The sequence below is a fragment of the Succinatimonas hippei YIT 12066 genome (assembly GCF_000188195.1).
In the GTDB taxonomy this organism is placed as follows: domain Bacteria; phylum Pseudomonadota; class Gammaproteobacteria; order Enterobacterales; family Succinivibrionaceae; genus Succinatimonas; species Succinatimonas hippei.
This window is the reverse complement of record NZ_GL831042.1, coordinates 1-13,301: the sequence shown is the minus strand read 5'-3', so window position 1 is coordinate 13,301 and position 13,301 is coordinate 1. Positions and strand designations below refer to the sequence as shown.

11 protein-coding genes are annotated in these 13,301 nt (G+C 40.1%); all 11 read right to left on the bottom strand.

Annotated elements, in window-relative coordinates; genetic code table 11:
- Positions 1–16: 16 nt before the first annotated feature.
- Positions 17–208 (bottom strand): autotransporter domain-containing protein, encoded by a 192-nt coding sequence (locus HMPREF9444_RS11425; RefSeq protein ID WP_083801143.1) that lies wholly within the window; start codon positions 206–208, stop codon positions 17–19.
- Between the two features lie 704 nt (positions 209–912).
- A complete protein-coding gene (gene ilvN / locus HMPREF9444_RS07440; RefSeq protein WP_009143797.1) occupies positions 913–1,410 on the bottom strand; it encodes an acetolactate synthase small subunit in 498 nt (165 codons plus the stop codon).
- Position 1,411: 1 nt separating this feature from the next.
- Positions 1,412–3,136 carry a biosynthetic-type acetolactate synthase large subunit gene (gene ilvB / locus HMPREF9444_RS07435; RefSeq protein ID WP_009143796.1) on the bottom strand — a complete coding sequence of 575 codons (1,725 nt, stop codon included), beginning with the start codon at positions 3,134–3,136 and terminating at the stop codon, positions 1,412–1,414.
- Between the two features lie 137 nt (positions 3,137–3,273).
- Positions 3,274–4,311: a suppressor of fused domain protein gene (locus HMPREF9444_RS07430; protein ID WP_187363657.1), complete on the bottom strand. Its 1,038-nt coding sequence runs from the start codon at positions 4,309–4,311 to the stop codon at positions 3,274–3,276.
- Positions 4,312–4,374: 63 nt separating this feature from the next.
- A complete protein-coding gene (gene ilvN / locus HMPREF9444_RS07425) occupies positions 4,375–4,878 on the bottom strand; it encodes an acetolactate synthase small subunit (RefSeq protein ID WP_009143794.1) in 504 nt (167 codons plus the stop codon).
- 1 nt (position 4,879) lies between these two features.
- Positions 4,880–6,592 carry a biosynthetic-type acetolactate synthase large subunit gene (gene ilvB / locus HMPREF9444_RS07420; protein ID WP_009143793.1) on the bottom strand — a complete coding sequence of 571 codons (1,713 nt, stop codon included), beginning with the start codon at positions 6,590–6,592 and terminating at the stop codon, positions 4,880–4,882.
- Between the two features lie 9 nt (positions 6,593–6,601).
- Positions 6,602–7,123 carry a methyltransferase family protein gene (locus tag HMPREF9444_RS07415; RefSeq protein WP_009143792.1) on the bottom strand — a complete coding sequence of 174 codons (522 nt, stop codon included), beginning with the start codon at positions 7,121–7,123 and terminating at the stop codon, positions 6,602–6,604.
- The gene (locus tag HMPREF9444_RS07410; protein WP_009143791.1) at positions 7,123–10,212 is read right to left on the bottom strand and encodes an FAD-binding and (Fe-S)-binding domain-containing protein; all 3,090 of its coding nucleotides are present in this window, start codon (positions 10,210–10,212) and stop codon (positions 7,123–7,125) included. The genes HMPREF9444_RS07415 and HMPREF9444_RS07410 overlap by 1 nt, the downstream gene beginning before the upstream one ends.
- Before the next feature lie 131 nt (positions 10,213–10,343).
- Positions 10,344–10,727 carry a YgiW/YdeI family stress tolerance OB fold protein gene (locus HMPREF9444_RS07405; protein WP_009143790.1) on the bottom strand — a complete coding sequence of 128 codons (384 nt, stop codon included), beginning with the start codon at positions 10,725–10,727 and terminating at the stop codon, positions 10,344–10,346.
- 253 nt (positions 10,728–10,980) lie between these two features.
- Positions 10,981–12,183 (bottom strand): M20 family metallopeptidase, encoded by a 1,203-nt coding sequence (locus tag HMPREF9444_RS07400; protein WP_009143789.1) that lies wholly within the window; start codon positions 12,181–12,183, stop codon positions 10,981–10,983.
- A 2-nt stretch (positions 12,184–12,185) separates the two neighbouring features.
- Positions 12,186–13,301: sodium:solute symporter family protein (locus tag HMPREF9444_RS07395; protein ID WP_009143788.1), on the bottom strand; the 1,116-nt coding region annotated here is incomplete at its 5' end.

Sequence of the window (13,301 nt, the reverse complement as noted above, 5' to 3'; positions counted from 1 at the left end):
TTATACTATATTTAAATTACGGCGATCCGGGATATAAATATTGCAGTTGCGCCTGCGGTTCAATATACCATCCCTTTTCACTGGTAAATTTCCAGCCGTATTCACCTGACAATGAAATCACATCGTTAGAATAATCACCTGAAATCTTTTCACCTATTGAAGAGGTGTAAATATCAAAATCGTTCTCGATATGAGCGAATTTCAGGATAAAATCTGCAAATCATCCGACATTATTAAACAAAGAGAAATAAAGCCATATTCCATAGAGTATATGTAGCACATGACAATCATCATGGCATCCTTCTAAACATCTTCTATTACAAAAATAAAAATTTATTTCTCCACTGTTTCCTGCAAAAACATCACAAACAATATGTAAGCAAATGAAGATCTGCTTATAGTTGTATTTGTCTTATTGAAATATCTCCATCAATTTGACTTATTTCTCCGTTATCTTCTATCTCGTATGCTATTACCTCTGTAATTAATTTTAAGAGGATTTGCGAAACTATAACAGTTTCTCCAATGAGAAGTTACGAAAACAATAATAAAAGAAAGACCTGATAACGTATCTTTAAAAGTAGCAAAATTAATATCACCGAATACCAAATGTTAATACTTTTTGACGTCTGTGATTTTATTGATCCTTGAATTTAGACATGTTCTTAACAGTTAATTCATTGAATTTAATAATATTTACTAAATGGTTAGTAGTAGTTAATAATAAACCTTTTTATCTTAAAAATAATCTCTATTTAAAATTGCATTGTATGCATTAATAAATATTAATATTCAGTAATTAGTATGTTTCATAATAAATTTTACTTTTTTCGTTTTAACACTTTTTAAACAAAAACAAAACGGAGACTTGCGATCTCCGTTTTTAAATCATGATGTTCTCAACAATTTAAATCATGAATGCATGAAATGATTACCTTTAGCTATACCGAGAACGCCTGAGCGCACGGTTTCTAAAATTTCCGAACACTTGCCGACAGTTGCAATGAAGTTATCGACCTCCTCAGCTGAGCCTACATATTGTACAGTGTAAACTTCAGCAGTAACATCGATGATCTTTGCCGAGAAAATCTCGCACAAAGAACGTACCTCATCGCGGGTATTGCGATTAGGAGTCGGCAGTTTCATGAGCACCAGTTCACGCTCAAGACTTACGTCTTCCTCATAATCATTAACGCGCAGAACATCGACAAGCTTATGCAGCTGCTTGGTAATTTGCTCAGCCTCTTCCTCATCGCCTAAAGTGAGGATAGTGCAGCGGGATAAAGTCGGATCTTCAGTCGGAGCTACAGTTAAACTGTCGATATTGTAGCCGCGCTGCGAAAACAAACCTACGACACGCGACAGAGCACCGGCTTCGTTTTCGATGAGAATTGAAATTACGTGTCTCATATTACTTAGCGTCCTCCTCGCTTAAGATCATATCAACCATAGAGCCGCCCACTTTCTGCATGGGGAAGACCTTGGAATCAGTATCGGTAATGACATCAACGATTACCAGATCGTCCTTTAAGGACAAGGCCTCTTTAACCACACTGTCAAGTTGTGCAGGATCGCTTACTTTAAAAGCTTTATGACCAAATGCATCGGCAAGCTTCACAAAATCAGGGTTAAAGGTTAAATCTGTCTGAGAATAACGCTGATGATAAAACAGCGACTGCCACTGGCGGACCATTCCTAAGGTATGGTTATCCAAGATAAAAATCTTAACCGGCAGATGATACTGCTTACAGGTTGAAAGCTCCTGCATATTCATTTGGAAAGAGCCGTCACCGGTAAAGCATATAACCTGGGCATCAGGATGAGCCACTTTAACGCCGGCTGCTGCCGGAAAGCCGAATCCCATAGTGCCAAGGCCACCGGAAGTGATGAAAGTACGAGGCTCATCAAATTTAAAGAACTGCGCGGCAAACATCTGATGCTGACCAACATCAGTAGTAATAAAAGTTTTAACACCGCTGTCACGAGTTGCTTTGTAAACCGCCTCGATTACCTGCTGCGGTTTAATTACATCTTCGCTTACCTGATACTTTAAGCAGTTACGGGCACGCCATGCGTAAATTTCTTTCCACCACTCTTCAACTTCAGGATTTGCGTTAAGATTAAGTTCTTCCAAAGCAGCATTTAACTGACCTAAAACCGCTTTTGAGTCACCTACAATCGGCAAATCTGCATGTACGCACTTTGAAATAGATGCCGGATCGACGTCAATATGCACAAGCTTGGCATTCGGGCAGAATTTTTTGACATTATTAGTGACGCGATCGTCAAAACGAACGGCTACGGCAATGACCAAATCAGAATTATGCATAGCTTCATTAGCTTCATACAAGCCGTGCATACCGACCATTCCGAGGCAATGCGGATCGTTCTCAGGGAAACCGCTTATGCCCATCAAGGTCTGGGTAACCGGAAGATTCATACGCAACACAAGCTTGCGCAGTTCTTCACTTGCATTTCCCTGTACCACGCCGCCGCCGAAAATAAGTACCGGCTTTTTCGCTTTAGCTATAAGCTGAGCGGCACGCTTTACCTGTCCTTTATGACCGAAAACCGTAGGATTATACGAACGCAGCTTAATCTCAGTCATCGGTGGATATTCGACTTTTACTTTCGGATCCTGACAATTTTTAGGAATATCTACGACCACGGGCCCCTTACGCCCGGTTGATGCAATATAAAAAGCTTTTCTGATATTAATCGGAACATCCTCAGGCTTCTTGCAAAGGAAGCTATGCTTTACTACAGGACGGGTAATACCTACGGTATCAACTTCCTGGAAAGCATCCGATCCGATTAAAGCGGTATTAACCTGACCGGTTATGACAACCAGAGGAATGGAATCACCGTATGCCGTTGCAATTGCAGTAACAGTATTGGTAGCACCAGGTCCTGATGTGACCATTGCACAGCCTACCTTTCCGGTTGAGCGGGCGTATCCGTCAGCCATATGTACTGCACCTTGCTCATGGCGAGCCAGTACATGACGGATCTTCTCAGAATTCATCAACTCATCATAAATATCGATAACCGTAGCGCCGGGATAACCGAACATCTGCTCTACGCCCAAGTCTTCCAAGGTCTTAACGACCATTTGGGCTCCATTTAACATAACCATGAGAGCACCTTGCTGTTTTCTATCTAAAATCTAATTGTAAATTTTATTTTTCTTCTTTTATGAAGAGAACAATTTTTAATAATAATGCAAAAAAGACTGCGTGAACCTATTCTATTTCGCAAAATTTGCTAAATGCACTAAACCTTTTTGACCGTAAGGCTTTCGCATACATCAGGACGACCTTCAAACAAAGGAGTTAAAGCAACATGACGAAGCTTAAATAAATTCAGCAAATCCTGAGCACTGTGATTTAGCCTGTAAGCAACCTCCATAGGCAGCAAAGGAACCATTTGGAACAAATTTACCTGAAAGCCGTCTGCAACCTGATAATTTTGCGCTTCTTTAGGATAGTCGCCAAGTGCGGTAAGCATTGCTCCCTGAAATTTAGTATGCGAACTAAAAGGCTTGCCGTTATCAAAGCTAAAACCAAAGCCGACAAAGGCTTTTTCAGTTAAAACATAATTGCAAAGAGAGCTTAAAACCTTAAGCGGCCAGGATAAACGCTCCTCATTTAAATTCATTTCCCATTTTTTAGGCAAAATTACACATAATTCCGTCTTCGAGTTTTCTTTTTCAGAAAAACCCTGAGGAACCGGCATAGACAGAGCGCTTACGCCTAAACTTACAATCATTTTGTAGTCATGTTGTTCACTGGCTTCAATTTCGTAAAACTCAACTCCGTCGGCATTAAACAGTAATTTTGATTTGCCAAAATGCTTATTTATATGAGTAAAAAAAGCCTGTCTGTCTTCACTACTTAATTTTTTAAGCTTCATTTTTTCTTCAAGTTTTTTACAAACTAAAAGAAGGTTATTAATTGTAAGCAATGAAATCGGTGAATTAATGTCAACAAAACGGGCCGCACGCTCTAAACGGATTATCGCATCTTCAACCAAGTTTAATTTGTAAAGCGCATAGGCTTTACGATAAAGCCACACCGGATCATCTTTTCCCGATAAAGCACAATTATCAAGTAAAGCATTTGCCTTTACGTAAAAAGGAAAGCCCTCATCTACACTATTACCTTTATTTATAAAGGCCCGGCTTAACTCCAAACCATAGACATAATCATTTGCCGATTCATCGTAAGCCCTGCCTAACAAAACAATCAAGGCATCATAATCATCAGCTTCATTTAAGATCTTTGCTTTCTCTAAAATTTCTTCTCTAGTCATGATCATTAAAACTAAAAAGCGGCAGACTATAGCTGCCGCCTTATAAAAATAAAAACCTAAAAATCAACTGCGCAATGCATGCTCACCGCGGCTTATTCCGCAAACTCCGGAACGAACCGTTTCTATAACATCACTAAGCTCAGTCACAGCCTTTAAGAAGCGATCAAGTTCGCTGCTGGTGCTGACAAATTGAAGTGTCATAATTTCAGGAGTGAGATCGACAACTTCTGCCTTAAACACATCACAAAGGAACTTAATTTCCTCACGGACGCCGCGGCCTATTGCCTGTACCTTAACAAATAAAATCTCACGCTCGACAACACCGGACTCACACTCATCAAGACAGGTAACCTTAATTACGTTAATAAGGCGATGCAGCTGCTTTGTAATATGCTCAATATGCACGGCATCGCCGTAAGTCACGATATTAAGACGGGTGATGTCTTTATCTTCTGTAGGTGCTGCAGTAATAGTCTCAATGTTATAACCGCGCTGAGAGAAAAGTCCCACAATACGGGACAATGCACCGGTCTGATTCTCAAGCAGAATAGATACGATATGACGCATATTAATTCTCCTCCGCTAAAAACATATCCGCCATACCGCCCTTAGGCTGCTGCATCGGCATTACCTTGGCATCGGTATTGCATAAAACATCAACAATCACGAGCTTGTCTTTCATTGATAAAGCCTTCTTAACAGCATCATCAAGCTCACTGGGTTTCTCAACCAAAATGGCTTCATGTCCGTAAGCTTTTGCCAAAGCGACAAAATCAGGATTGTAATTTAAATTAGTGGAACTGATGCGTCCGCCGTAGAAGAGTTTCTGCCACTGACGAACCATGCCCAAAGTATGATTATCCAAAATGAAAATCTTAACCGGAATATTGAACTCAAAGCATGTTGACAGCTCTTGAATGTTCATCTGGAAAGATCCGTCTCCGGTAATCAGACAAACCTCCTCATCAGGTTTTGCTACCTTTGCACCTACGGCTGCCGGGAAACCGTATCCCATGGTACCGAGACCCCCTGAAGTCAAGAACTGGCGCGGATTATCAAACGGATAATACAAAGCGGTAAACATTTGATGCTGACCTACGTCAGTCGCGATAATAGCCTTACCGCCGGTTGCTTTGTAGACAGCCTCAATAACTTCCTGCGGCTGGCATAAATTCTTATCCTTTTTATAAGCAAGGCATTTCTTTTGACGCCATACGTTAATTTGTGACCACCACTTTTCCAAATCCTCGGTATTGCAGCTAAGCTGCAGCTCACTTATAGCCTCGTTGAACTGTCCCAAAACGGAATCAGCTTCACCGACAATAGGAATATCTGCAGTAATAGTCTTGGAAATTGAAGTCGGATCAACATCGATGTGTATGATCTTTGCAGCCGGACAGAACTTGCTGACATCATTGGTCACGCGATCGTCAAATCTTACTCCGATTGCAAGAACCAAGTCGCATTTGTCCATAGCCTCATTAGCTTCAAAAGTTCCGTGCATACCGAGCATGCCCAAAAATTGGCGATCGGTGCTCGGGAATGCGCCAAGTCCCATTAAGGTCGCAGTAACCGGCAAATTGAATCTATGAGCTAAATCTCTTACGCGAGAAGAGGCGTTTCCTAAAATAACGCCGCCGCCTACCATCATGACAGGTCGTCTTGCTTCAGCAAGCATTTTAGCCGCGCGCTTTACCTGACCGCGATGACCGAGTTTGGTCGGATTATAGGTACGCATTTTGATTTCGCCCATCGGCGGATATTCAAATTTATCGGTAGGACGGACACAATCTTTAGGAACATCAACAACTACAGGACCTGGGCGCCCCGTTGATGCCAGATAAAACGCCTCACGCAAATACTTAGGAATATCTAAAGCGTTTTGGCATAAGAATGAATGCTTAACGATAGGACGGGTAATACCTACGGTATCAACTTCCTGGAAAGCGTCCGATCCGATAAGAGGAGAAATAACCTGACCGGTTATAACTACCATAGGAATTGAATCCATATAAGCGGTAGCAATTGCGGTAACGGTATTGGTAGCGCCGGGACCTGAAGTAACCAAAGCACAGCCTACCTTACCTGAAACTCTGGCATAACCGTCAGCCATGTGGGCAGCGCCCTGTTCATGTCTTGCAAGAATATGCTTAATCTTTTTTGAAGCAAGCAGCGCATCGTAAATATCAAGAACGGCACCGCCCGGATACCCGAAAAGGCGGTCTACTCCTAAATCTTCTAATGTGCGCACCAGCATTTGTGCGCCGGACATCAATTCCATGCCGAACTCCTATTTGTACTTGTTATGAATCTTTGGCAAAAAACGCCCTACTTTTCGGGCATATGCAGTGTATTCGTCTTTAAAATCTCGCTTTAAACGCGGTTCATCACAGTATAACGCAGTTATGTAAGCAAAAATAAAGGTTAAAAACGCAATGAGCATCGCACTTACTGAATTTAACACAAACGCCATGCCGCAATAAAATAAAATGAGCCCCAAATGCATAGGATTGCGACAAAAAGCATAAACTCCGGTAGTGACCAGATGCTCAGTCTCCTTCATGAGCTTAATTCTGCCGATTACTCCGGCTCCGCCCTTCCCTATTTTTATAAGCGCAAGGTTTGATAAAAAACAAAAAGCCGCGCCTATAAGCATAAAAAGGATGCCAAAAGCGCTTAAAAGCTTAATAAACGCTAAACTGTCGGCAATCGTATACGGAAAATACTGCGCTAAAAAATAAATAAAAGCAGGAGCAATTCCGAAAAAACCGATCACCGCCAGCGTATAAAAGAATATTTCTCTATAACCCACTAAAATTTAGCCTCACTTAATAATCTTTCAAGCACGTACACCGGATGCTGAGCATGTTTATGCTCCATTCGCAAAACTTGTGAACGGCAAGAAAAACCGGTTATGAGACAACGCTCAAAAACACGCTTTTGAATTTCTCCCTTCCAATTGCGTTCATAAACTGCATAAGTCTCTTGCTGATTTGCCGCCATATGCCCGAACAATCCGGCCATACCGCAGCACGCCACCGGCACCGGGATCAAAGTTAACCCGAATTTTAAGAGAATATGCTGCCACATCTGTACGGCACGAGGAACAAGAGCATTTTCAGTGCAATGACAGAATAAGTACCACTCACCTTTATAGGTAGGTGTTCTTAATAAATCGGAAATTCTGCCCTTAAACTCTTCAAGTTTGTTTACGACCTTTTCATTTCTTAAGGCAATTTCCAACCATTCTTCCGGCAATAGCACGTTGAAATCACAATGGAAAGCCCCCAACATCTGACGATATTCATCGCGATAACAAATAGTTAACGCAGGATCAAAGCCTACGAGCGTAATTCCGGAACTTTGCAGGATCTGCATGCGGGCTGCCTGTTTTGCGGCATAACGGGCAAAACGTCTTCTATCGCCGCGAATCACCATGAGCTTGCCGTTAACGTATGGACGCAATACAGCGACGCTATAACCTAATTTTCTTATTAATTTAGCAAATGAAACAAGACCGTTTGTCTCATACGCTGCCGTAAAAGGATCGGCAACCAACACAACCTCAGGCTTTGCAAGTTTTGCGTTTTTAACCGACAAATACGGAATTCCGTTTTGTCTGCAGGCATCACGTAATGTCGTTTGGCTTAAAAGCGGTAAATCTACCATGCCGAAAACTTTTTTCATAATAAAAACATTAAGCTTGTTTTCAATTATCGAATTCGTAAGCTTCGGCATTGCAGCAGCATACGGCAAAATCTTTTCTGCGTTTAAAACGATAAGATCCATCAAAGGACGCAGATAACGCCCGTAATACATGGATAAAAAGCGTGAATTTAAATCCGCGGCATTAACATGCGCAGGACACTGCGTTTTACAAGACTTACAGGCAAGACAAGTCTTTATATGGCTTAAATATTCTTTATTAAAATCTTTTCTGCAAAAAAGCGTGTTGTAAGCGCGCTTTAACCATAAAAGCGGAGATATGCCGCGAGTATACTCTTCTATTTCCTCCGTCAAAGGATTGAAATTCTGCTCAGTCATAAGCCTGAGCCACTCACGCATTAACGCACTGTATCCTTTAGGCGATTTGACATGATCTTTACTATATCGATAGCTTGGGCACATCAAAGCGCTCTTTTGATAGCTAAAGCACTGTCCGTTGCCGTTGCAGTTAAGCGCGCCTTCAAAGCGTTCGCGCACGAGCTTTGGAATGGTTCTATCCAAATCACCGCGCATCGGGCTGTCGATATTTACTAATTGATCTTTACTGCCGTAAGGTACGCAAATCTTACCCGGATTTAAGATATTTTTCGGATCAAATGCGGCTTTTACTTCCTGCGCTTTGGAATATAAATCCTTAAAGAATACTTCTCCATAGCAAGAACGGTAGCCTCTACCGTGTTCTCCCCACATCTGTCCGCCATATTTCTTAACAAGCTTGACCACCTCATCAGAAATCTTAAGCAGCTTGCGGCGATCTTCATCCGTAGTTAAATCAAGTCCCGGACGAACATGCATAAGACCGGTATCAACATGTCCGAACATGCCGTAAGGAACCTTCATGCTATCAAGTAAAGCCCTGAATTCAACTATATAATCGGCAAGATGCTCAGGAGGAACTACCGTATCTTCGGTAAAAGCGACAAGTTTGGCGCTTCCTGCAGCCGATCCCAAAAGACCTACGGCTTTTTTGCGCATACCGTAAACCGCGGCAATTCCTTCTTTAGTCTCGGTTACCTGCGCACCTAAAATTCCGCCTTGTGCATTCTGGGCTTTTTGCAAAACACCGGTATATAACCTTGTAAGTTTCTCTTTCTCTTCTTTTGCATCAAGCCCTGAAAACTCGACAATGTTAACGCCTAAAATCTCTTTTCCTGGAATATCCTGAATATAATCACTGACGCTTACCCATACCGGATCTTTTTTGGCAAGATTTAAGACTTTTGAATCAACCGTTTCAACGGATAAAGCTCCGGCTGCAACCAGATCAGGGGCATGGCGTAAAGCTGCATCAAAGTTTTCATATTTAATAATGACAAGTCCGCGATAAGTAGGAGCTAAGGTCAAATCCAAAACAGCTTCGGCAATCACACCTAAAGTTCCCTCAGCTCCGCAAATTAAACGGGCTAAATTTAAAGTATCAGTACTTTCATCATAAGCATGATACAAATCATAGCCTGTCAAAAAGCGGTTTAATTTAGGGAATTTCTCTTTTACTTCTTTAGTGCATCCTTTAAGCAAAGCATAAACTTTGCGATAAATTTCTCCCTCAAGACCTGACTTTTTAAGGCAAGTTTGTAATTCATTGCCTGATACCGGGCCAAAAGTCGCTACCGATCCGTCATATAAAACAACAGTAACTTTTTTAATATGTGAAGAGGTTCTGCCGTATTTTAACGAGCCTTGTCCTGCCGCATCATTGCTTATCATGCCGCCAATAGTTGCGCGACTTGAAGTTGACAGCTCAGGAGAGAAGAATAAACCATGCGGTTTTAAAAATTCATTTAACTCATCTTTAATAACGCCTGCCTGTACCGTCACTTCCCGCTTTTCTGCATTAAAATCGCGATATTCTTTCATATAACGGGAACAGTCAATCATGATCCCTTTATTTAAAGATTGACCGTTAGTTCCGGTACCGCCTCCGCGCGGAGCAAAAGAAACAGATGAAAATTCCTTACTTTGAGCAAGAGACAAAGCAAGAGCTATATCTGCTGTATTTCTCGGGAAAATTACGGCTGCAGGTAAACATTGATACACACTATTATCAGTGGCGCACAATAATCTTGCAGGATAACGATCTTCTATATCACCTGAAAAAGATTTACTTTTTAAAGTACTTAAATATTTTTTATATTCGGCACTAATTTGAGGTAATTGAGAAATACGAGGTATCACTTGGAGCTCCGCTTATTTTTGTAGTTAAACTTACATCATAAGCAGGATTACTATTTAGATCAAATTGCTTTGTTTTAGTGCAAGAAAGCCCGCGAAAGCGGGCTAGGAACGGGATGATTAATATTTATAATTTATTTTTGAGCGGGAACGGCACGTTTTACTTCAAGAGACGTAGACATCAAATCCTTATCCACCTCTCCTACAATCTCAATTAACTGATCTTTAGCAATATTTGACCAGTCATGATCATCATCAAGCTCAACTTCAATGCGATCACCGTTTACATCGGTAAACTCATAACGATCATCGCCTAAATAATTGGTAAGACGTCCCTTTAAGGTAACAATCTGATCATCATAAGCCGACTCCAAAACACCCTTTACAGTAGTAGGAGCCTGATTGTTAAATCCAGCCGGTCCTGACGGAATGGCAGATTGATTAAATCCCTGAGGGGCAGCAAATGCGGTGCAGGAAACCAAAGCGGCAACAACGGCGACAAGATTTAGCTTTTTCATATTTAACTCCTTAGATTGAAAACCTTTGCTTGTTTATAAGTATATTTAGTGAAAATTAGTTGAAACTTAGACTTTAAAAAAATTTAAAAATTTTTTAACGACAACTAATCTTTAAAATGAAATGAGATATTGAATTGAAAGGATATTATTGCATCTGATAATAATATGGTGACAAAATGCAAATTTTTGTGCTTTTTGTCACCATCATCTATAACTTTTTAATTAAAAAATAATTTATTACCAGTATCGATAATTAATTATTTTCTAACACACATGATAAATAAAAATGAGCAGTTTTGATTAAATCATTAACAGGAACAAACTCATTAGAGTTATGAGCCTGCTTTAAACTTCCTGCTCCAAAAATAATTACTTCTGGACAAACTTTTGCTATTAAAGAAGCCTCGCACGTTGCACCAAAAACAGATATTTTCGGTTCTAAACCAACTTTTTTAGCAGCAGATTTAGCTGTACGTAAAAACTCACTGTCCAAAGGCAACTCATACGAAGGACAGAACGTCGTAGGCTTTATTTTATAAGATAAGATCTCACCTTTATCCTTAAGAGAATCTAGTGCAGATGCAACTAAATTTTGAATATCTTCTAATTTTTCGCCTAGAGCAGTTCTTCCATCAAGCTGTAAAACAGCTTTATCCGGAATTACATTTACCTTAATACCACTAGAAAAGCCTGTTACGTTCAGTTGGCTACAACCAAGCATTTCACTTTTTTTCTCATGCAATTTTATATCAACATTTTCAATTGATTTAATAGCTTTAATTGCATCTAAAATTGCATTTCTTCCTTGTCCTGTTGCTGTCATTGCAGCATGACAAGCAATACCAGGGATTTCAATTTCAAAAGCTAAAACACCTCTATGTCCAATCAGAATTTCACAGGAGCTGGCTTCTCCAACAATACAACGATCAGCTTTAAAAGATGACTGTAATAAAGCATTTACTCCTTTATTACTTTTTTCTTCATCAATTACTGCAGTAAACCAAATATCCTCATCATGCTGAATATTATATTTTTTGATGGTTTCCATTACATGCATAAAGCAAGCAATAGACCCCTTCATATCACATGCGCCACGTCCATAAAGTTTTCCATCCTTTAACCAAGGATCATACGGATCATGTTCCCATAAAGAAAGATCTCCTGCTGGAACAACATCCATATGACCATTAAAAGCAATAGATGGTACACTTTCTTTTGAAATTCCTTTTAAGCAAGCTATTACATTGACTCTATCAAAATAAGCTGCTTGAGCATAAGCTTCAATTCCTACTGATTTAAAGAAATCTAAAATATAATTAGCAATGCCTGCTTCATTAGAGTGATTTTCCAAATCAGTAGTAGATGGATTATCTGATTTGAAACGCATCAAATCACAAGCAATCTGCACAATTCTTTTTTCATCTATTAACTTTATAAGCTCGTTAAGATTATTCATAACTATGCCTCTGCAACATTAGAACGAGAAGTATTTTCATTAGGTTTAGTGCAAAGACTTACTACTATGAGAACCACAACGTTGGCCATCAAGCCCATAGCAGGAGCAACAATTCCATAAGGAGCAACTAAAACATAGTTATAAAGAAGTGCAACTGCAACACCTACAATCAAAGCAGCAATACACCCTTTAGCAGTAGTTCTCTTCCAGAACAATGCTGCTATTGTGATTGGAAATATCTGAACAATACCTGCATACGTATTAGCTAAAATTGACCATAAGAAACTAGGTTTAGTTAAAGCAAACACATAAGCAATCAAACAGGTTAGAAGAATAAATATTCTTGAAACGGTAACAATCTGTCTTTCAGTAGGATTTTTCTTCAGACGCATATATACATCATTTGCAATCAACACACCCTGACAGTGAGCCAAAGCATTAACAGTCGACAAAGATGCTGCAATACCACCCGCACCTAATACACCTACCATCCACATAGGGGTATATTCTTTTACAAGCAGCAACAAACCAGTATCAGGAGCAGCAAGATTCGGCAACAAAATAGCTGCTGCAAATCCACCAATAACTACAGGGAACTGAGAAAGTACAGAAGCAAAAGAAATTAAAGTACCAACTGTACGAACATCTGATGGTGATTTTGTTGAAACCATTCTCAAAAAGAGATGCGGCCACATATAACCACCAAGACCAATAACCCAAATCTGGGAAATATAATATCCAATAGGTCTATTTGCATCTGTTAAAGTTAAAAGCTGGGGAATACGTTTAGCTGCAACATCAAAGAAACGTTCACTTCCAAAAGCTGCATTTAAAATTAATAACACAGCTGACCAAATTGAAATAACAAAGACAAGTCCAAAAAATACATCTGTCCAAGCTACTGAGCGCATTCCGCCATAAAAAATAAACAATGCACAAACAGCAACACCAACAGCCGCACCTACCTCAAATGAAATCATACCATCGGTAAAAAGTTCAAAAATAATGCCCGTTCCTACTACTTGGACAGTAATATACGGAACAATACAAACCATACCAATAATACTTACAATATAGCCCAATGTTGAACTGTACCCCGTTTGGTAGACAATTAACCG

What these genes read in the sequence shown, in the direction of transcription:
- ilvN (WP_009143797.1), bottom strand. Translation starts at nt 1,410, where the DNA reads ATGAGACACGTAATTTCAATTCTCATCGAAAACGAAGCCGGTGCTCTG.
- ilvB (WP_009143796.1), bottom strand. Translation starts at nt 3,136, where the DNA reads ATGGTTATGTTAAATGGAGCCCAAATGGTCGTTAAGACCTTGGAAGAC.
- HMPREF9444_RS07430 (WP_187363657.1), bottom strand. Translation starts at nt 4,311, where the DNA reads ATGACTAGAGAAGAAATTTTAGAGAAAGCAAAGATCTTAAATGAAGCT.
- ilvN (WP_009143794.1), bottom strand. Translation starts at nt 4,878, where the DNA reads ATGCGTCATATCGTATCTATTCTGCTTGAGAATCAGACCGGTGCATTG.
- ilvB (WP_009143793.1), bottom strand. Translation starts at nt 6,592, where the DNA reads ATGGAATTGATGTCCGGCGCACAAATGCTGGTGCGCACATTAGAAGAT.
- HMPREF9444_RS07405 (WP_009143790.1), bottom strand. Translation starts at nt 10,727, where the DNA reads ATGAAAAAGCTAAATCTTGTCGCCGTTGTTGCCGCTTTGGTTTCCTGC.
- HMPREF9444_RS07400 (WP_009143789.1), bottom strand. Translation starts at nt 12,183, where the DNA reads ATGAATAATCTTAACGAGCTTATAAAGTTAATAGATGAAAAAAGAATT.